We start from the raw sequence: 20,007 nt of genomic DNA, 5'->3' as shown, positions 1-20,007 counted from the left end.
GTGGAGGCTAGTGCGCTTTCTGCAGCACGCCGTACACGACCTGATAGGTCGCCGGCAGGCCCTGTGGCTGACGAAAGCGCTCATAGGCCTGGATCAGCGCGCGAATGCGCGAGCGCCCGGTCAACCCGCCCGGGCGCCCCGGATTGAGGTTATGTGCGCCAAGATCCCTGAGCGAGCCGGTCAGGCTGCGCAGGTCCGGGAAATGCAGCACTTCGGCCTGACGCTGCAAGGTCAGCAACTGCAAACCGCTGGCCGCGCACAGCTGCTGGTAATCCTCGAAACGGCGAAAACGATTGACGTGAACGAAGCCGTCGACTGCCAGCCAGCTGTCACGCAGCTCCTGCAAGGTCCCCGCGCACAAGCTGGAAAACGCCAGCACACCACCAGAACGCAACACACGCCGCGCCTCGCTCAGCACCTGCGGGAAATCGGCGCACCACTGCAGCGCCAGGCTGGAGAACAGCAGATCGATGCTGGCGTCCTGCAACGGCAACGCTTCGGCATCGCCTGCGACGAAATGCGCGGCGCCGCCCAGCGGGCCGGCGTGACGCAGCATGCCTTCGGCGATATCCATGGCAATGCCTTCGCCACGCTCATAGCGTCCGGCCAGGGCACGGGTGAAATGCCCCGTGCCGCAGCCCAGGTCCAGCCAGCGACGGGGCTGCAACGAGGCAGACAGCCGCGCCAACAGCTGCGCGCCGACCGTCCGCTGCAACTCGGCCACCGAGTCGTAGCTTTCTGCCGCGCGGGAAAAGGATGCAGCGACCTGCCGCTTATCCGGCAAGGCGGGGGGAGTGACATTTGCACCGGAGGGTTCATGAAGGCGCACGCAGGACTCAGACATCACGGGCCTCGCGGATGAAATCGAGCATCAGCGCCGCCAGCGAATCCGCCTGGTCGAACACGAAGGCGTGGCCACACTCTTCCAGCACATCCACCTCGCCGGCAGGCAACAGCGCCAGCAGATCAGCGACAACCGCTGCCGGCACCAGAGCATCCTGCTCGGCCAGCAGGTGCAACTGCGGCCCGGCGAAATCAGCCAGCACGGCGCGATTGTCCAGGCTCGCCAGCAGGCGCAGCCCGGCCAGCAGGGAGGGTTCCTCAGCGGGCATCAGCTTGCCCTGCAGTTGCCGTGACAGGCCGCGTGCATCGGCGCTGCCTTGAGCGCAGAGCATGGCGAAACGCCTGAGGGTCGCTGCGCCATTTTCCTCGCAACCCTTATAGAAGGCAGCGTAAGTCTCTGCCGGCATCGCGCTCAGCCAGACCTCACTGGCGACGAAACAGGCATTGCTGGCCAGGGTGATCAGGCCGCGGCAGCGCTCGCCACGACGTGCAGCCAGGGCACTGGCGAGCATGCCGCCAAGCGACCAGCCGGCCAGCCAGCAGTCATGCGGCAAACGCGCATCCAGTTCGTCGAGCCAGTCGGCAGCGGCCGAGCTGCTCAGCCGCGGCAGAGCGGATACCTGCACCTGAACATCGCCACCCAGGGCATCGGCCAATGGCTGCAGCGCGGCGCCGTCAAAGCCCCAGCCCGGCAGGAGGATCAGCGTTTCACGCATCGGCTTGCACCTGCGGCCAGCACTCGGCCAGCGCGTCCAGCAACTGTTCGAGCTGCCCATCGCTGTGCGCGGCGGACAGCGTTACGCGCAGACGGGCACTGCCAGCCGGGACAGTCGGCGGGCGGATGGCGCCGACCAGCAGACCACGCGCCTTGAGCAGTGCGGACAGTTTGAGCGCACGCGCGCTGTCGCCAACGAGAATCGGCTGGATCGGGGTGGGACTGTCCATCAGGCTCAGGCCGATCTCGGCTGCGCCCTGACGAAACCGCGCGATCAGGCGGTTCAGGTGCTCGCGGCGCCAGTGCTCGCTGCGCAGCAGTTGCAGACTCTTCAGCGTGGCGCAGGCTACCGCTGGCGGCTGACTGGTGGTGTAGATATAGGGACGCGCGAACTGGATCAGCGTCTCGATCAGTTCCTCGCTGCCGGCAACGAAGGCGCCGGCGGTGCCAAAGGCCTTGCCCAGGGTGCCGACCAGCACCTGCACTTCATCCTGGCCCAGCCCGAAGTGTTCGACAATACCGCCACCGCTCGCGCCCAGCGGGCCGAAACCATGGGCATCGTCGACCATCACCCAGGCCTGCGCCGCACGCGCCTCGGCGCACAGCGCCGGCAGGTCGGCGAGATCACCGTCCATGCTGAACACGCCGTCGGTGACCACCAGGCAATTGCCGCTGGCCTTGTGCAAACGGCTGACCAGGCTAACCGCATCGTTGTGCAGGTAACGCGAAAAACGCGCCCCGGAAAGCAGGCCGGCATCGAGCAGCGAGGCATGGTTGAGACGATCCTCCAGCACACTGTCGCCCTGCCCGAGCAGCGCGGTAACCACCGCCAGATTGGCCATGTAACCGGTGGAGAACAGCAGTGCGCGGGGTCGCCCGGTGAACTCGGCGAGTGCCGCTTCCAGCTCGTGGTGCGGGGTGCTGTGACCGATCACCAGATGCGAAGCGCCGCCACCGACGCCCCATTTTTCAGCGCCCTGCTGCAGCGCGCCAATCACCTCCGGGTGATTGGCCAGGCCCAGGTAGTCATTGGAACAGAAGGCCAGCAACTGCTGACCGTCCGCCTGCACCCGTGGCCCCTGCGGGGTCTGCAACAACGGGCGTTGGCGGAACAGATCGGCAGCCTGGCGCTCGGCCAGCCGAGCAGCGAGATCGAAGGACATTGCAGTACCTGAAGGCGCGAACTCGCGGGCGAGCCCTCCGCGCCTGCGTTGAGATATCAGGCCGAGGCGGCGTTGTAGAACAGCTGGGAATCGCGCTGCTCGATCAGGGCCTGTTCGATGGCTGCCTGGTGCACCTCGTCGGCATGTTCCTCGCGCTCTTCGGGCTTGATGCCGAGGCGTTTGAACAGGGCCATGTCCTTGTCCGCCTGCGGGTTGGCGGTGGTCAGCAGCTTCTCGCCGTAGAAGATCGAATTGGCGCCAGCCATGAAGGCCAGGGCCTGCATCTGTTCGTTCATCTGCTCGCGCCCGGCGGACAGGCGCACGTGGGATTTCGGCATCATGATGCGCGCCACGGCCAGGGTGCGGATGAAGTCGAACGGATCGACGTCCTTCTCCTCGGCCAGCGGTGTGCCCTTGACCTTGACCAGCATGTTGATCGGCACGCTCTCCGGGTGCTCCGGCAGGTTGGCCAGTTGAATCAGCAAGCCGGCACGGTCATCCACCGACTCGCCCATGCCGAGGATGCCGCCGGAACAGATCTTCATCCCCGCCTCGCGCACATAGGCCAGGGTCTGCAGGCGCTCGGCGTAGGTGCGGGTGGTGATGATGTTGCCGTAGAACTCCGGCGAGGTATCGAGGTTGTGGTTGTAGTAGTCCAGCCCCGCTTCGGCCAGGGCACGGGTCTGCTCCTGGTCCAGACGGCCGAGGGTCATGCAGGTTTCCAGACCGAGCTTCTTCACGCCTTTGACCATTTCCAGCACGTAGGGCATGTCCCTGGCCGACGGATGCTTCCACGCCGCGCCCATGCAGAAGCGCGTGGAGCCGATGGCCTTGGCCTCGGCAGCGGCCTCCAGCACCTTCTGCACCTCCATCAGCTTTTCCTTGTCCAGACCGGTGTTGTAGTGACCGGACTGCGGACAGTACTTGCAGTCTTCCGGACAGGCGCCGGTCTTGATCGACAACAGGGTCGAAACCTGCACGCGGTTGGGATCGAAGTGCTGACGATGAACGCTCTGCGCCTGGAACAGCAGGTCGTTGAAAGGCTGCTCGAACAGCGCGCGGACCTCGGCGAGGCTCCAGTCGTGGCGGGTGTTGGTTTGGGCGGTTGCGCTCATCTGAGAAGTCCTTCGATGCTTGGTGGCATCTGTTGTCGGGAGGCCCATAGGGGGCATTCAGGCTCTGGCCATCATAAGTGGCGATTGGATGCTGTCAACCTCAAGAAACACACAGGTTTACATTTGATCACTTAATGACCAGATAGAACTTATGTCATGGCACAGGGCCCAATGCTTACCCCTCACACAGGATGTTCTGCATGCAGGCTGAAGGTTTTTTCGAAGGGCTCGGCGAAGCGCTGGGTCGCGCCATCCGTTTTATCGTCGACATGCTGTCGGGCGTGCTGGGCGCCATGGCCGATGCCATCGACGACTTCCTGCATGGCCTGGCCAGGGCGATCGGCATGGACGTATCGATCTTCAGCGTCATCCTGCTGATCATCGGCCTGCTGCTTCTCTTCAGTGGCGTGCGCTCGCTGCTGCGTGGTTCGATCATCGGCGGCGTGATCTGGCTGTTTCTCGGTCTGGTGGTCATGGGCTGGCTGATTCGCTGACGCCGACTAGACTTCCGGCACCACTGCTCACGGACGAGCCGCCATGCCGACGTTCGACCTCCGTCTTCTGCAACGCCTTCCCTGGCTGCAGCCACGCCGCCAATGCCAGCTCTGCGACGAAGTCACGGATCACCCCACACACAGCATCTGCACCGCCTGCGAAGCCGAGCTGCCCTGGCTCGGGGCGCACTGCCGGCTCTGCGCAGTGCCGCTGCCGGCTCAGGGCATGATCTGCGGCGCCTGCCAGAACAAGCCGCCGAGTTTCAGCCGCGTGGAAGCGCCCTGGCGCTATGCCTTCCCGGTCGACAACCTGATCACCCGTTTCAAGCACCAGGGGCAATGGCCCTATGGCCGCCTGCTTGCCGAACTGCTGGCCGAGCATCTGCTTCACGCCTATGACGAAGGCCTGCCGCGGCCGCAGGCAATGCTGCCGGTGCCGCTGGCACGCAGGCGGCAACGACAACGCGGCTTCAATCAGGCGCAGATGCTCGCCGACTGGCTTGGCGCCATCGTGCAACTGCCGGTGCACAATGACTGGCTGCGGCGGCGTGTCGATACGCCTGCCCAGCAGGGCCTGGATGCCGCCACGCGCAAGCGCAATCTGCGCCAGGCCTTCAGCCTGGAACTGCAAGCCGGAGTTGCCGGCGCTCATCTGGCGCTGGTCGATGACGTGCTCACCACCGGCGCCACCGCAGGGATGCTCGCCCACCTGCTGCGTCGCGCCGGCGCCCAGCGCGTCGACGTCTACTGCCTGGCACGCACACCGCGCCCGGGCGATGGCTGACTTGACGTGCCCGACGCAGTCACGCACCTTGCCCGGCATCCTTTCTGGCCACCCGAACCATGTCGCCACTCGACCCCCTCGCCCAATTGCTCAGCCGCCGCCCGAAGCGTCTGGCGCTGCTCGAACAGATCGCCGAACAGGGCTCCATCACCCGCGCCGCCAAGGCAGCAGGGCTTAGCTACAAGGCCGCCTGGGATGCCATCGACGAGCTCAACAACCTGTCCGAACAGCCTCTGGTCAGCCGCAGCGTCGGCGGCAAGGGCGGTGGCGGCGCGCGCCTGACGCCTGCGGGTGAGCGCCTGTTGGCCCTGCAGCGCCGTCTGCAGACACTGCAGGTACAACTGCTGCAGGCCGCCGGTGACGATGCCGATCTGGAGTTGCTCGGCCGCCTGATGCTGCGCACCAGCGCGCGTAACCAGCTGACCGGCCGCGTGCGCGCGATTAACGGACGCGGGCACAACGACCTGATCGACGTTGAACTGCCCGGCGGCAGCCGCCTGCAGGCGCTGATCACCCATGACAGCACGGAAAACCTGCAACTGAGCGAAGGCTGCAGCGTGGTCGCCCTGATCAAGGCCGGCTGGCTGGAGCTGCAGGCGCTGGACCAGCCGGCAGACCCCGGGCGCAATGCACTGGAAGGCGATATCGAACAAATTCTGCCGGGCAACGGCGGCCCGAGCGAAGTACGCGTAAGCCTGGCCAACGGCCAGACGCTGTGCGCTTCGGTCGAGCCCGAGCAGCTGGCGATGCTGAATGTCACCGTGGGTGATCCGGTGCGCGCACAGTTCGCTGCCAGTCAGGTACTGCTCGGCACCCAGCTGTAACCGCGTAACCCGCTACACTGTGTGCCCATTGTCGCGGAGCTGCTCATGAGCCATCCCTTTTCCACTCTCACCCCGGATCTGGTACTCGATGCCGTGGAGAGCCTTGGCTATCTCAGCGATGCCCGGGTACTGGCACTCAACAGCTACGAGAACCGCGTCTATCAGGTGGGCATCGAGGGCGAAACACCGCTGATCGCCAAGTTCTATCGCCCGGACCGCTGGAGCGATGAAGCGATCTGCGAGGAGCATGGCTTCAGCCTCGAACTGGCCGAGCACGAGGTTCCGGTGGTCGCGCCACTGGCCCACGATGGCGAGACGCTGTTCGAACACGGCGGTTTCCGTTTCGCCCTGTTCCCGCGCCGTGGCGGGCGTGCGCCGGAGCCGGGCAACCTCGACCAACTGTACCGCCTCGGCCAGTTGCTCGGGCGCATGCATGCGGTTGGTGCCAGCCGCCCCTTCGTCCATCGCGAGACCCTGGCTGTGGACAACTTCGGCCACGCCGCCCTGGCCTCGCTGCTCGATGGCGGTTTCGTGCCACGCAGCCTGCTGCCGGCCTACGAGTCGGTAGCGCGCGATCTGCTCGCTCGCCTCGACGACCTGTTCGCCCGCGTGCGCTATCAGCCGATTCGTCTGCATGGCGACTGTCACCCCGGCAACCTGCTGTGCCGTGACGACGCCTTTCATATGGTCGACCTCGACGACTGCCGCATGGGCCCGGCCATACAGGACCTGTGGATGATGCTGGCCGGCGAGCGCCATGAGCGCCTGGGCCAGCTCGCCGAACTGGTCGATGGCTATCAGGAATTCCACGACTTCGCCGCCCGCGAGCTGCCGCTGATCGAGGGATTGCGCGCCCTGCGCCTGATGCACCACAGCGCCTGGATCGCCAGGCGCTGGGACGACCCGGCCTTTCCGCTGGCCTTTCCCTGGTTCGCGGGTGAACGCTATTGGGGCGACCAGATTCTCGCACTGCGTGAACAGTTGGCGGCCCTGGATGAAGAGCCGCTACGGCTGTTCTGACATCCAGAGCAACGTGCAACGCGCGCGCACCAGTACAGTTGCGCGCGCCGTGTAAACTTTGCCTTACGACTTTGCCGCCGCCTCAGCCTGCAAAAAGGCTTAACGAACAGACAAGCCGGTGGCCGCAAAGCTAGAATTTCGTGGCAACCGTTAGCTGCCTAACCAAGGATTTTCGATGGCCACCGCCAACCCGCAACGCGGGTACGTTCTGGGTCTTACCGCCTATATCATCTGGGGACTGTTCCCGCTCTACTTCAAAGCCCTGCAGAGCGTGCCGGCGATGGAAATCATCGTCCACCGCGTGCTGTGGTCGGCATTGTTCGGTGGTTTGCTGCTGCTTGTCTGGAAGCACCCGGGCTGGTGGCGCGAGCTGCGCGACAACCCCAAGCGCCTGGCCGTGCTGGCCGGCTGCGGCCTGCTGATCGCGACCAACTGGCTGGTGTACGTGTGGGCGGTCAACAACGAACGCATGATCGAAGCCAGCCTGGGCTACTACATCAACCCGCTGATCAACGTATTGCTTGGCCTGCTGATCCTCGGCGAGCGTCTGCGCCGCCTGCAATGGCTGGCGGTCGGCCTGGCTGCGCTGGGTGTGCTGCAGCAGCTGTGGCAGGTCGGCAGCCTGCCGTGGGTATCGCTGGTGCTGGCGCTGACCTTCGGTTTCTACGGGCTGATCCGCAAGCAGGCTCCGGTGGCGGCCTTGCCCGGCCTGGTGGTGGAGACCTGGCTGCTGCTGCCGGTGGCGCTGGCCTGGCTGGCGCTGCATCCTGCGGCGATGAGCAGCCAGGCGAGCTTCTGGACCAGCAGCCAGGCGTTCTGGCTGGCTGCTGCCGGCCCGATCACGCTGGTGCCGCTGGTCTGTTTCAACGCCGCAGCGCGGCATCTGCCCTACACCACCCTGGGTTTCCTGCAGTACCTGGCCCCAACGCTGGTGCTGCTGCAGGCCATTCTGCTGTTCGATGAGCATTTCTCGCCAAGCACGCTGCTGGCCTTCGCCTGCATCTGGGCGGGACTTTTTGTATACAGCCTGGATATCTGGCTGAACCTGCGCAAGCGCTCGGAGGCTTGAGAATCATGCACGGCGCACCCTGCTGCCCGTGCTCCTACCGGACGCCGATCATCCGGCAGCTGCGCAGAAAACAGCCAGTTGCCGCCAGGCCTCGCCGTATCTGGCCCGGCCCGTTTCACCCCCGCCTTATCCACAGATCCATCCCCGGCATTTGTGCACAAGCCGTTGATCCTGCTGATTTTTTAGCCAGCCAATGAAAAGCCCCGAAACACTATGCGGTGCGTCGGGGCTCCCCAGTTTATCCACAGCCTGATCCACGCCAGCCGTGGATATCACTCTTCGGTGCGCAGATTCAGCTCCACCATGAGATCGTCGGCCAGGGTTTCCAGGCGCGTCTGCAACTTTTCCAGGGGCAGCGTCTCCGGCACGGCCAGCAGCGCTTCGGCGGTGAACAGCAACTCGCCACTCATCGGCGCTGGCGCCACTTCAGTGAGCAGGCTCTCCAGGTTCACGCCCTGCTCTGCCAGCACGCGGGTGATGTCGCGTACGATGCCGGGCCGGTCATTGCCCACCAGCTCCAGGCGAATCGCGGCGAAACGCCCGCCCGGTTCGCTGCCGCTGGCCGCCAGCTGCACGCGGATACCCTGCGCGCCGAGCGCTTCGAGCTCCCTGATCAGCCCGCCGTGGGCCTCGGCCGGCACGTCCACCCGGACGATCCCGGCGAACTGCCCGGCCATGCGCGCCATGCGGCTCTCCAGCCAGTTGCCGCCATGTTTCGCCACGCAAGCGGCAAGACGCTCGACCAGGCCCGGTTGGTCCTCGGCAATCACCGTCAGTATCAGATGATCCATCTACCACCTCACTCGTTCACAGGTTGGAAAAGTCAGCCGCGCAGCGACAGCCAGTAGGTGAAGAAGCGCTCATCACGCACATAACCCAGTCGCTCATACAGACGCTGGCCGGCCAGATTGCTCTTCGCCGTCTCCAGCTGCAGCCCGCAGGCGCCGCTGGCCTCGGCATGGGCGCGGGCGGCATTCATCAGCGCCTCGCCCACGCCGCAACGACGCGCGTCTTCATCGACATACAGATCGCTGAGCAACCAGGCCGGTTCCAGCGCCAGCGAGGACAGGAAGGGATACAGCTGCACGAAACCCTGCGCCCTGCCGCGCCCGTCACGGGCGATGAACAACTGCGAATCACCGCGCTGCAGGCGTGCACCGAGGAAGGCGGCGACATCCGCGTCAGACCGCGGCACCTGATAGAAGCGCAGATAGCCGGCGAACAGACGGGTGAGGTCGGCAAGATCAGCGGAGACGGCGGCGGCAACCTTCATGGCAGGCTCCAGTAGAGGTTCAGCCAGTATAGGCAAGGTCGCGCGTAGGCCATATTGCCGCCGTTGTCAGTAGCGCGGGCAATTAATCGTGTACGTTTTTACATATTTTATGGAACAATAGCGCAGTTTTTTGTACGCATAGCGTATTCAGCGTGACCGGGTTTAGTCTTTTGGTCGCAGTCTGACGCGCACCCACTGCATTTCCCCGGAATCTTGATGTAGTATGCCGCGCCACGGACTACAAGACGGCCAGCCCGTCTCCGGCGAGCCTCTCTGAAAGCGCAGGCGTTAATCACGCAGGTCGTTTTCAGAGAAGCCCGACGCGGCTATTGAGTAAAGCTCAGAGAGTGAGGCAAGTGATGACTGAACGCGTTCAAGTCGGTGGCCTGCAGGTCGCCAAAGCCCTGTACGACTTCGTGAACAACGAAGCCATCCCCGGTACCGGCATCGCTGCCGACAAGTTCTGGGCCGGTGCCGCTGCGGTCATCAAGGACCTGGCGCCGAAGAACCGTGCCCTGCTGGCCAAGCGTGACGAACTGCAGGCGCAGATCGATGCCTGGCACCAGGCGCGCAAGGGTCAGGCTCATGACGCGGCAGCCTACAAGGCCTTCCTCCAGGAAATCCGCTATCTGCTGCCGGAGCCGGAAGACTTCCAGGCCACTACTGCCAACGTCGACGAAGAAGTCGCCCGCCTGGCCGGCCCGCAGCTGGTCGTGCCGGTGATGAACGCACGCTTCGCCCTGAACGCGTCCAACGCCCGCTGGGGCTCGCTGTACGATGCGCTGTACGGCACCGACGTGATCAGCGAAGAAGGCGGCGCCGAGAAGGGCAAGGGCTACAACAAGGTGCGCGGTGACAAGGTCATTGCCTTCGCCCGCGCTTTCCTCGACGAGGCCGCACCGCTGGCTGCCGGCTCCCACGCAGACTCCACCGGTTATGCCATCGTCGACGGCAAGCTGGTCGTCGCTCTCAAGGGCGGCAGCAACAGCGGCCTGCGCGACGACGCGCAGCTGGTTGGTTTCCAGGGCGAGGCCAGTGCGCCGGTCGCCGTACTGCTCAAGCACAACGGCCTGCACTTCGAGATCCAGATCGATGCCTCCAGCCCCATCGGCAGCACCGACGCCGCAGGCGTGAAAGACGTGCTGATGGAAGCTGCGCTGACCACCATCATGGACTGCGAAGACTCCGTCGCTGCCGTCGATGCCGACGACAAGGTGGTGGTCTACAAGAACTGGCTGGGCCTGATGAAGGGCGATCTGGCCGAAGAAGTCACCAAAGGTGGCACCACCTTCACCCGCACCATGAACCCGGACCGCGTCTACACCAAACCGGACGGTTCGGAGCTGACCCTGCATGGCCGCTCGCTGCTGTTCGTGCGCAACGTCGGCCACCTGATGACCAACCCGGCGATCCTCGACGAGCAGGGCAATGAACTGCCGGAAGGCATCATGGACGCGCTGTTCACCAGCCTGATCGCGGTGCACAACCTGATCGGCAACACCACGCGCAAGAACACCCGTACCGGCAGCGTGTACATCGTCAAACCGAAGATGCACGGCCCGGAAGAGGTCGCCTTCACCAGCGAAATCTTCGCTCGCGTCGAGGATGTCCTGGGCCTGGCCCGCAACACCCTGAAAGTCGGCATCATGGACGAAGAGCGCCGCACCACCGTCAACCTGAAGGCCTGCATCAAGGCCGCCAGCGAGCGCGTGGTATTCATCAACACCGGCTTCCTTGACCGTACCGGTGACGAGATCCACACCTCCATGGAAGCCGGCCCCGTGGTGCGCAAGGCCGCCATGAAGAGCGAGACCTGGATCGGCGCCTACGAGAACAACAACGTCGACGTCGGCCTGGCCACCGGCCTGCAGGGCCGCGCTCAGATCGGCAAGGGCATGTGGGCCATGCCGGATCTGATGGCCGCCATGCTCGAGCAGAAGATCGCCCACCCGCTGTCCGGCGCCAATACCGCCTGGGTACCGTCGCCGACCGCCGCTACCCTGCATGCGCTGCACTACCACAAGGTCGACGTGTTCGCCCGTCAGGCCGAGCTGGCCAAGCGCACCCCGGCTTCCGTGGACGACATCCTGACCATCCCGCTGGCCAAGGACACCAACTGGTCGGCAGAAGAAATCCGCAACGAGCTGGACAACAACTCGCAAGGCATCCTCGGCTACGTGGTGCGCTGGATCGACCAGGGCGTCGGCTGCTCCAAGGTGCCGGACATCAACGATGTCGGCCTGATGGAAGACCGCGCTACCCTGCGCATCTCCAGCCAGCTGCTGGCCAACTGGCTGCGCCACGGCATCGTCAGCGAAGCTCAGGTGGTCGAGAGCCTCAAGCGCATGGCGCCGGTGGTGGATCGCCAGAACGCAGGCGACCCGCTGTACCGCCCGATGGCTCCGGACTTCGACAACAACGTCGCGTTCCAGGCCGCGCTGGAGCTGGTACTCGAAGGCACCAAGCAGCCCAACGGCTACACCGAGCCGGTGCTGCACCGTCGTCGCCGCGAGTTCAAGGCCAAGAACGGTCTGTGATGCTGATGCTGCATGCATGAAAAACCGCCCTACGGGGCGGTTTTTCATGTCGGGTAGTGGCGAATACTCCTGACGCCGGACGCGCCCTGTACAAGCCTGAGCCGGGGGCAACACCCTCGCCCACACCCTACTTAGGTGCAATGGGCAACGCCCCTGGGTCGGGGCCACACTGGCAGCATCCCGAAACTGCGAGGCGCAAGCCCATGAGCAAGGCCGACGCGATGGCCGATGCGGGCAAAACTGCAGTGCTTCAGAACATCCACGGCACCATGGAGTTCCTGCAGAAGTTCCCGCCTTTCAACCAGATGGACACCGCTCATCTGGCGTTTCTGGTCGAGCACTGCCAGCTGCGCTTCTATGCCGAGGGCGACTCGATCATCAAGCCCAGCGATGGTCCGGTCGAGCACTTCTACATCGTCAAGCAGGGCCGCGTGCACGGCGAGCGCCCGCACAGCGCGAGACGCGGCACCGAGACCACCTTCGAGATCACCGCTGGCGAGTGTTTCCCCCTGGCGGCGCTGATCGGCGAACGCGCCACGCGCACCGAACACCTGGCCGCCGAAGACACCTTCTGCCTGCTGCTGGCCAAGCACGCCTTCATCAAGCTGTTCGCCGTCTCCAACCCGTTGCGCGACTTCGCCCTGCGCGGCGTCAGCAGCCTGCTCGACCAGGTCAACCAGCAGGTGCAACTGCGCGCGGTGGAAACCCTCGGCGCGCAGTATTCGCTGGATACCCGCCTGGGTGAACTGGCCATGCGCCAACCCATTGGCTGCGCGCCCGACACGCCGCTACGCGACGCGGTGCGGCTGATGCACGACCAGCACGTGGGCAGCATCGTGGTGCTCGATGCGGCCGACAAGCCGGTGGGCATCTTCACCCTGCGCGACCTGCGTCGGGTGGTCGCCGACGGGGTGGATCTGGCCCAGCCGATCGACCAGCTGATGACGCCCAACCCCTTCCATCTGGCACCGGATGCCAGCGCCTTCGATGCCGCCATCGCCATGACCGAGCGGCACATCGCTCACGTCTGCCTGGTGGAGCACGAGAAACTCTGCGGGGTGATTTCCGAGCGCGATCTGTTCAGCCTGCAGCGCGTCGACCTGGTACACCTGGCGCGCACCATTCGCCATGCCGGCAAGGTCGAGACCCTGGCCGGGCTGCGCAGCGACATCCGCCTGCTGGTCGACCGCATGCTCGCCCACGGCGCCAGCTCGACGCAGATCACCCATATCGTCACCCTGCTCAACGACCACACCGTGTGCCGGGTGATCGAGCTGACCCTCGAGGAAATGGGCGATCCGGGCATCCCCTTCACCTGGCTGTGCTTCGGCAGCGAAGGCCGCCGCGAACAGACCCTGCACACCGACCAGGACAACGGCATCCTCTTCGAAGCCGAGAATGCCAGCGAGGCCGCCGCGATTCGCGAGCGCCTGCTGCCGATCGCGCGCGAGATCAACCAGCGCCTGGCGCAGTGCGGCTTCACCCTGTGCAAGGGCAACATCATGGCCGGCAACCCCGAGCTGTGCCTGTCACGCCAGGAATGGTCGCGACGCTTCGCCGGGTTCGTCCTCGAAGCCACGCCGGAAAATCTGCTGAGTTCGTCGATCTACTTCGATCTGCGCACCATCTGGGGCCCGAACGAAGGCTGCGAGCAACTGCGCAGCGAACTGCTCGGACGCGTCGCCAACAACAGCCTGTTCCAGAAGATGATGGCCGAGAACGCCCTGCGCCAGCGCCCGCCGGTCGGACGCTTCCGTGATTTCGTGGTGGCACGCTCCGGCGCCGACAAGGACACCCTCGACCTCAAGGTGCAGGGCCTGACGCCCTTCGTCGACGGCGCCCGCCTGCTGGCGCTGGCCAATGGCATCGGTGCGGTCGGCACCTTGGAGCGTCTGCGCGCGCTGATCGCCAAGGGCGTGATCGATACGCTGGACGGCGCGGCCTACGAGGAGGCCTACCATTTCATTCAGCAGACGCGCATGCAGCAGCATCAGTTGCAGGCGCGCAACGAGCAGCCCTACTCCAATCGGGTCGATCCCGACCACCTCAATCACCTGGACCGACGCATTCTGCGCGAGTCGTTCCGCCAGGCACAGCGTCTGCAGAGCAGCCTGGCCATGAGGTACCAGCTATGAGCAAGTTCACTTGGTTCACCGGCCGCGGCCCGGCCCTGACCCAGCAGCAGTTGCAGCGCCGCCAGGCCCTGAGCGCACCGGCCGCGTTCGACGAACGCCCCCTGCATGAACAGCGTTTCGTCGTACTCGATCTGGAAACCACCGGTTTGAACATGCGCCGTGATCAGGTGCTGGCCATCGGCGCGGTGGTGATCGACCACGGCGCCATCGATTTCGCCGAGCAGTTCGAGTGCACCCTGCACCAGCGCGACCATCAGGCCAGCGCCAGCACCCTGATCCATGGCATCGCCCCCAGCGAAGTGGCGCGTGGTGTCGACCCCGCCGAGGCGTTGCTGGACTTCATGGAGTTCGTCGGCAGCAGCCCGCTGCTGGCATTCCATGCCGGTTTCGACCAGCGCATGCTGGCCCGCGCGCTGAAGCAGCACCTGGGCTATCGTCTGCAGCACAGTTTCTTCGATGTCGCCGAAATCGCCCCGCTGCTCTGCCCGCACGCGCGTGTTCGCCAGGGCGGGCTCGATGAATGGGTCGCCGAGTTCGGCCTGCAGGTACACCAGCGGCACAACGCCAGCGCCGATGCGCTGGTCACCGCCGAACTGGCGCTGATGCTGTTCAGCAAGGCGCGCCGTCAGGGCATCGACAGCCTCTGCGAGCTGGAGCGCCAGCTGGCCAGCCGGCGCCGGCGCCAGCACGCCATGTAGCCGCACGCTGCCAATCGCCTGGCAGCGCGCTCCTACAGATGCGCAGCGGCGCGGCAGACATCGCGGCTAAAGCCGCTCCTACGGGTTCGTGGTCGAGGCAAGCTGTGTATCCGTGGCTGGCGCTTCCTCCAACCGCACAAACTGTTCAGGTGGGAGGCGCTTCAGCGGCGAGCGTTTATCGCGGCTAAAGCCCCTCCTACGGTTTTGTGGTTGCCGCGGCTGCGCATCGCCTCAACCACCCTGCGAAAACCTACAGATCCCGCATCAGCAGCCCGTATTCCAGTTGCACATCTGCCGGTAGCGGCAGGTACAGGACATGGCCGTCGCCCGGCGCTACCTGCTGCGCCTGCCCCTGAGCACTCTGCAGGTGCTCCAGGCTGAAGCGCAGGTTGCCTTGCGGGGTCATCAGTTCCAGTCCGTCGCCCACGGCGAAACGATTCTTCACCCGCACTTCGGCCAGGTCGCCACGGCGCTCACCGGTCAGCTCGCCGACGAACTGCTGGCGTTCCGAGACCGAGCTGCCGCGCTCGTAGTTCTGGTATTCGTCATGCACATGGCGGCGCAGGAAGCCCTCGGTGTAGCCACGATGCGCCAGTGACTCCAGGCTCCCAAGCAGGCTAGGGTCGAACGGCTTGCCGGCCAGCGCATCGTCGATGGCGCGGCGGTAGACCTGCGCGGTGCGCGCCACGTAGAAATGGCTCTTGGTACGCCCTTCGATCTTCAGTGAATGCACGCCCATGCGCACCAGACGCTCGACGTGCTGCACCGCACGCAGATCCTTGGAGTTCATGATGTAGGTGCCGTGCTCGTCCTCATAGGCGGCCATTTCCTCACCCGGCCGCCCAGCCTCTTCGAGCACGAAGGCCTGGCTGGTCGGTGCGCCCCGGCCCAGCGTCGGCTCGACCACACGGACGATCTCGCCCAGTTCGTTCTCGCTCGCGGGCGTGGCCTGGTACTGCCAGCGGCAGGCATTGGTGCAGGTGCCCTGGTTGGGGTCGCGGCGGTTGATGTAGCCCGACAGCAGGCAGCGCCCGGAATAGGCCATGCACAGCGCGCCATGGACGAACACTTCCAGCTCCATGCCCGGCACCTCGCTGCGGATCTCCTCGATTTCCTCCAGCGACAGCTCGCGTGAGAGGATCACCCGGCTCAGCCCCTGCTGGCGCCAGAACTCGACGCTGGCCCAGTTCACCGCATTGGCCTGCACCGACAGGTGAATCGGCATCTGCGGGTAGTGCTGACGCACCAGCATGATCAGGCCGGGGTCGGACATGATCAGCGCATCGGGTTGCATCTCAATCACTGGCGCCAGGTCCTTGAGGAAGGTCCTGAGTTTGGCGTTGTGCGGGGCGATGTTGACCACCACGTAGAACTGCTTGCCCTGCGCGTGCGCCTCCTTGATGCCGAGCGCCAGGTTGGCGTGGTCGAACTCGTTGTTGCGCACGCGCAGGCTGTAACGCGGCTGCCCGGCATACACCGCATCGGCGCCGTAGGCGAAGGCGTAGCGCATGTTCTTCAGGGTGCCGGCTGGCGACAACAGTTCGGGAAAACGGGGCATGACCGCAAGCTCGAAAAATCAGGGGCTGGCGATTCTATGCAGGTGGCAGGCGTGGATATTGACCTGGGTCTATCGACGCGTAAAAAGCGCGGAACACGCGCCTTGCCGAAGGGCTGGCAAGGCACGTTTAGGTTCTGCTGGTTACTGGCAGGTCAGACGATAAAGCGCATCTTCCTTGTCGATGCGCTTGAGCTGCGCCAGCAGAGGCTGCTTCTTCTCATCCAGCGGCAACAGTTCGGCGGTCGTGCAGTTGAGCAGATGTGCCTGATGCGACACGTGATCGATGTGCTGCTTCTCGAAGCGATAGAGCATGAACTCGGCCACTTGCGCGTCTTCCACCTGATCGCGCACGACACTCTTGCTGTCGAGCACGGTGAAGGCGGTAACCATCGGCACGAAGTAGCTCCACGGGCGCCAGAACACGTGGCCCGCTTCGGTCGCGACCACGACCGACTCCTTGGGCTGGCGCGCCTGCTGATGCTCGAACCAGGAATACTCGTAGAACACCTGATAACCCAGCATCCCCAGACCACCGAACAGCGGCACGATCCACTTCGGCAGTTTGTTACGCGTCAGTTTACGCAGCAGCAGAGCGATACCGGCAGCGCCGAGCCCCGCCACCACGATGGCAAGCAAAGTCCACAACATATGGTTGTTCCCGAAAAAAGACGGGCCTCCAGTGGAGGCCCGTCTGTCAGACCCTGGACCATCGACAGATGGCGTCAGGCCAGGATTATGCTTAGTGGCTCAGCGCGGCACCAGCACCTTTGGGGGTACGTACGCTTTCCACCAGATCCTGGATTTCCTGCGGCGGTGCGGCGGTGACCTGCGATACGGCGTAAGCCACAGCGAAATTGATCAGCGCACCGACGGTACCGAAGGAAGCCGGGGAGATACCCATGAACCACTGGTCCGGGGTGTTGGGCAGCATGTTGGTCTCCGGAATGAAGAACCAGCCCAGGTAGGTGAAGATGTACAGCAAGGTGATCACCAGGCCGGCGACCATACCGCAGATCGCACCCTTGTCGTTCATGCGCTTGGAGAAGATCCCCATCATCAGCACCGGGAACAGGGTCGCAGCTGCAATACCGAAGGCCAGCGCCACCACCTGCGCGGCGAACCCTGGTGGATTCAAGCCCAGATAGGTTGCCAGCAGAATCGCAGCCGCCATAGATAGCCGCGCCGCGATCATCTCGTTCTTCTCGCTGATCTTCGGATTGATCAAGGTCTTGATCAGGTCATGACTGATCGCCGAAGAAATTGCCAGCAACAAACCAGCCGCCGTCGACAGTGCCGCCGCAATGGCGCCCGCCGCGATCAGACCGACTACCCAGGCAGGCAGATTGGCGATCTCCGGGTTGGCCAGTACCAGGATGTCGTTGTTCACGGTCAGTTCGTTACCGTTCCAGCCACGCTCCTGAGCGGTCGCGGTGAAGGCCGGTGCAGCATCGTTGTACATCTGGATACGGCCGTCGCCGTTCTTGTCTTCCCACTTGATCAGGCCGGTCTGTTCCCAGTTCTTGACCCACTCAGGACGCTCTTCGTAGGACAGGGCAGGGGCCGAAGCGCCTTCCGGATAGATGGTGGTCACCAGGTTCAGGCGCGCCATCGAGGCAACGGCCGGAGCGGTGAGGTACAGCAGGGCGATGAAGATCAGGGTCCAGCCAGCGGACCAACGAGCATCAGCCACTTTCGGCACGGTGAAGAAGCGAATGATCACGTGCGGCAGACCGGCAGTACCGATCATCAGCGACATGGTGAACAGCACCATGTTCAGCTTGTTCTCGACATCCGCGGTATACGCAGCGAAGCCCAGGTCACGCACCACTTCATCGAGTTTCTGCAGCAGCGGCACGCCGGATTCGACGTGATCACCGAACAGCCCCAGCGGCGGAATCGGGTTACCGGTCAGCTGCAGGGAGATGAAGATCGCCGGGATGGTGTAGGCCACGATCAGTACCACGTACTGAGCGACCTGGGTGTAGGTGATGCCCTTCATGCCGCCGAATACGGCGTAGGCGAAGACCACCGCCGCAGCGATCCAGATGCCGGTGGAGTTGCTCACTTCGAGGAAGCGCGAGAAGGCAACACCAGCGCCAGCCATCTGACCGATCACGTAGGTCACGGAGATGATCACCAGGCAGATCACTGCAGTCAGGCGGGCGCCACGACTGTAGAAACGATCACCGATGAAGTCCGGCACGGTGAACTTGCCGAACTTGCGCAGGTAGGGCGCCAGCAGCATCGCCAGCAGCACATAGCCGCCGGTCCAGCCCATGAGGAAGGTGGAGTTGGCATAACCACCGGCGGCGATAAGGCCCGCCATGGAAATGAAGGAAGCAGCGGACATCCAGTCAGCGGCTGTCGCCATGCCGTTGGTGACCGGATGCACACCACCGCCAGCGACGTAGAACTCCTTGGTGGAACCGGCACGCGCCCAGATGGCGATGCCGATGTAGAGCGCGAATGACGCCCCCACGAACAACATGTTGATAACGAATTGGCTCATGACCACTTACTCCTCGACGCCAAATTCTTTATCGAGTTTGTTCAGTCTCCACGCGTAGTGAAAAATGAGCCCGATGAAGAAGAGGATGGAGCCTTGTTGGGCGAACCAGAATCCGAGGTCGGAGCCGCCAACCGAGATTCCCGCGACCATCGGGCGCAGAACCATGGCGAATCCGTAGGAAACCAGCGCCCAGACAACCAGGCTCCAGGTGATGAGCCGCACATTGGCCTTCCAATAGGCCGCGGCATTGCTTTGTTCAGAAGTCATAGACGCCTCCGGTTATTGTTATTCTGATGCAGCTTCAAGCTAGCAGCAGGCCAGCTTCGACCGACAGATAGACATTGGTATTAGCTGCATCGCGGCGGTTTATCCGGCAGCGCCGAAACCGGAAGCAAAACGGCATTGCCAATGCCGCCGACAGGACAGCACCCCATAGCCCGGCCGCATCCGGTCTGGGCGCATTCAGAGCGGATCGGAAACCAGCTCGATTGGCAGCAGATAGCGCTCATCGCCGTATTCGATGGGGAGCTGATAACGATGAGTACTTTCCTCGACCGTCCGGCATTCGCCGTCGATCATCGCCGTACGCCGTTCGACGCGCGTATTTTTGAGCCACAGCTTGCGATAACCCTGATTACCGACCTGCTCGGTGATGACCAGCACGCCCTTGGTTTCGCTGAACGCTCCGCTGCAGTTGGTATCCCACTCGCCTCCAGCCGTTCTCACCGGTAACTCGCTCAACAATGGGCGCAGGCTATCGGTGTCCAGCTGGTAAAGATCGAGCCGGGTTTCATAGAACGGATTGGGCCGCGAGCTGCCGCGCCGCGATATCCGCACACCGAATGCAATATCGTCTGCGCGCAGGCGATAAGGCGCGGTATCGAACCGCAAGTCCTCGATAAAAACCGCATCCCAATCCAGTCGATTGGGCGCGACCAGGCGCGCCAGGAAACGCTGTCTGGCGCTATCGAACACCAGCAGTTCCAGGTCCGCTTCCCCGTAGTCATCGTGTTCGGCGCGCACCCGCGGCATCGCAAGCAGGGTCAGTTGAGGACGCGCCGGCCACACCTTGCAGATGCTCTGCTCGGCATCCACCCGGTAGCGCCCGCGCTCATCCTCGAGTACCTGGCCGGCCGTATGACCCGGATGGGCCATCTCGATCCAGGCTGGCAGTTGCTGCCGGCAATCATCGGCGTGCGCCAGGCTCGCCAGCAGCAAGCAACCGAGGCCGGTGGCCAGTCTCTTTTTCATCCCTGAAGTACTCCCGTTC

Annotated in this window: 19 protein-coding genes; 8 read left to right on the top strand and 11 right to left on the bottom strand. The window is 64.1% G+C overall.

The window, feature by feature from the left end; genetic code table 11:
* Positions 1–7: 7 nt before the first annotated feature.
* The 4 genes from bioC to bioB are packed head-to-tail and all read right to left on the bottom strand — an operon-like array spanning position 8 to position 3,836.
* Positions 8–844 carry a malonyl-ACP O-methyltransferase BioC gene (gene bioC, locus OEG79_RS02430; protein WP_264147299.1) on the bottom strand — a complete coding sequence of 279 codons (837 nt, stop codon included), beginning with the start codon at positions 842–844 and terminating at the stop codon, positions 8–10.
* A complete protein-coding gene (locus OEG79_RS02425) occupies positions 837–1,559 on the bottom strand; it encodes an alpha/beta fold hydrolase (RefSeq protein WP_264147298.1) in 723 nt (240 codons plus the stop codon). The genes bioC and OEG79_RS02425 overlap by 8 nt, the downstream gene beginning before the upstream one ends.
* Positions 1,552–2,721, bottom strand: coding sequence for an 8-amino-7-oxononanoate synthase (gene bioF / locus OEG79_RS02420; protein ID WP_264147297.1), 1,170 nt, complete (start codon positions 2,719–2,721; stop codon positions 1,552–1,554). Before bioF ends, OEG79_RS02425 begins: the two co-directional genes overlap by 8 nt.
* Positions 2,722–2,777: 56 nt before the next feature.
* Positions 2,778–3,836 (bottom strand): biotin synthase BioB, encoded by a 1,059-nt coding sequence (gene bioB / locus OEG79_RS02415; RefSeq protein WP_264147296.1) that lies wholly within the window; start codon positions 3,834–3,836, stop codon positions 2,778–2,780.
* 200 nt (positions 3,837–4,036) lie between these two features.
* Here bioB and OEG79_RS02410 point away from each other — a divergent pair, with 200 nt between their 5' ends.
* The 5 genes from OEG79_RS02410 (at position 4,037) to rarD (ending at position 8,027) form a co-directional block, all read left to right on the top strand.
* Positions 4,037–4,330 carry a hypothetical protein gene (locus OEG79_RS02410; RefSeq protein WP_264147295.1) on the top strand — a complete coding sequence of 98 codons (294 nt, stop codon included), beginning with the start codon at positions 4,037–4,039 and terminating at the stop codon, positions 4,328–4,330.
* Between the two features lie 43 nt (positions 4,331–4,373).
* Positions 4,374–5,114, top strand: coding sequence for a ComF family protein (locus OEG79_RS02405; RefSeq protein WP_264147294.1), 741 nt, complete (start codon positions 4,374–4,376; stop codon positions 5,112–5,114).
* A 59-nt stretch (positions 5,115–5,173) separates the two neighbouring features.
* The gene (locus OEG79_RS02400; RefSeq protein WP_264147293.1) at positions 5,174–5,938 is read left to right on the top strand and encodes a TOBE domain-containing protein; all 765 of its coding nucleotides are present in this window, start codon (positions 5,174–5,176) and stop codon (positions 5,936–5,938) included.
* 45 nt (positions 5,939–5,983) lie between these two features.
* Complete coding sequence (locus OEG79_RS02395; protein ID WP_264147292.1) at positions 5,984–6,958, top strand: serine/threonine protein kinase; 975 nt, start codon at positions 5,984–5,986, stop codon at positions 6,956–6,958.
* Between the two features lie 175 nt (positions 6,959–7,133).
* Positions 7,134–8,027, top strand: coding sequence for an EamA family transporter RarD (rarD, locus tag OEG79_RS02390; RefSeq protein ID WP_264147291.1), 894 nt, complete (start codon positions 7,134–7,136; stop codon positions 8,025–8,027).
* Positions 8,028–8,299: 272 nt separating this feature from the next.
* On the opposite strand, the gene OEG79_RS02385 is transcribed toward rarD, so the two are convergent.
* Positions 8,300–8,818 (bottom strand): glycine cleavage system protein R, encoded by a 519-nt coding sequence (locus OEG79_RS02385; protein WP_264147290.1) that lies wholly within the window; start codon positions 8,816–8,818, stop codon positions 8,300–8,302.
* A 32-nt stretch (positions 8,819–8,850) separates the two neighbouring features.
* The gene (locus OEG79_RS02380) at positions 8,851–9,300 is read right to left on the bottom strand and encodes a GNAT family N-acetyltransferase (protein WP_264147289.1); all 450 of its coding nucleotides are present in this window, start codon (positions 9,298–9,300) and stop codon (positions 8,851–8,853) included.
* Between the two features lie 359 nt (positions 9,301–9,659).
* On the opposite strand from OEG79_RS02380, the gene OEG79_RS02375 reads away from it, so the two are divergent.
* The 3 genes from OEG79_RS02375 (at position 9,660) to OEG79_RS02365 (ending at position 14,670) form a co-directional block, all read left to right on the top strand.
* Positions 9,660–11,837 (top strand): malate synthase G, encoded by a 2,178-nt coding sequence (locus OEG79_RS02375; protein ID WP_264147288.1) that lies wholly within the window; start codon positions 9,660–9,662, stop codon positions 11,835–11,837.
* A 203-nt stretch (positions 11,838–12,040) separates the two neighbouring features.
* Positions 12,041–13,972: a putative nucleotidyltransferase substrate binding domain-containing protein gene (locus tag OEG79_RS02370; RefSeq protein ID WP_264147287.1), complete on the top strand. Its 1,932-nt coding sequence runs from the start codon at positions 12,041–12,043 to the stop codon at positions 13,970–13,972.
* Positions 13,969–14,670, top strand: coding sequence for a PolC-type DNA polymerase III (locus tag OEG79_RS02365; protein WP_264147286.1), 702 nt, complete (start codon positions 13,969–13,971; stop codon positions 14,668–14,670). Before OEG79_RS02370 ends, OEG79_RS02365 begins: the two co-directional genes overlap by 4 nt.
* Positions 14,671–14,920: 250 nt before the next feature.
* On the opposite strand, the gene yegQ is transcribed toward OEG79_RS02365, so the two are convergent.
* The 5 genes from yegQ to OEG79_RS02340 form a co-directional block, all read right to left on the bottom strand.
* Positions 14,921–16,228: a tRNA 5-hydroxyuridine modification protein YegQ gene (gene yegQ / locus OEG79_RS02360; protein ID WP_264147285.1), complete on the bottom strand. Its 1,308-nt coding sequence runs from the start codon at positions 16,226–16,228 to the stop codon at positions 14,921–14,923.
* Positions 16,229–16,369: 141 nt separating this feature from the next.
* A complete protein-coding gene (locus OEG79_RS02355; RefSeq protein ID WP_264147284.1) occupies positions 16,370–16,876 on the bottom strand; it encodes a hypothetical protein in 507 nt (168 codons plus the stop codon).
* Positions 16,877–16,967: 91 nt separating this feature from the next.
* Complete coding sequence (locus OEG79_RS02350; RefSeq protein ID WP_264147283.1) at positions 16,968–18,737, bottom strand: sodium:solute symporter family protein; 1,770 nt, start codon at positions 18,735–18,737, stop codon at positions 16,968–16,970.
* A 6-nt stretch (positions 18,738–18,743) separates the two neighbouring features.
* Entirely contained in the window at positions 18,744–19,004 is a 261-nt protein-coding gene (locus OEG79_RS02345; RefSeq protein ID WP_256835824.1) for a DUF4212 domain-containing protein, read from the bottom strand.
* 195 nt (positions 19,005–19,199) lie between these two features.
* The gene (locus OEG79_RS02340; RefSeq protein WP_264147282.1) at positions 19,200–19,988 is read right to left on the bottom strand and encodes a hypothetical protein; all 789 of its coding nucleotides are present in this window, start codon (positions 19,986–19,988) and stop codon (positions 19,200–19,202) included.
* Between the last annotated feature and the right edge of the window lie 19 nt (positions 19,989–20,007).

The sequence above is a fragment of the Pseudomonas sp. Z8(2022) genome, from assembly GCF_025837155.1.
Lineage (GTDB): Bacteria > Pseudomonadota > Gammaproteobacteria > Pseudomonadales > Pseudomonadaceae > Aquipseudomonas.
This window is presented reverse-complemented; position numbering and strand designations above follow the sequence as displayed.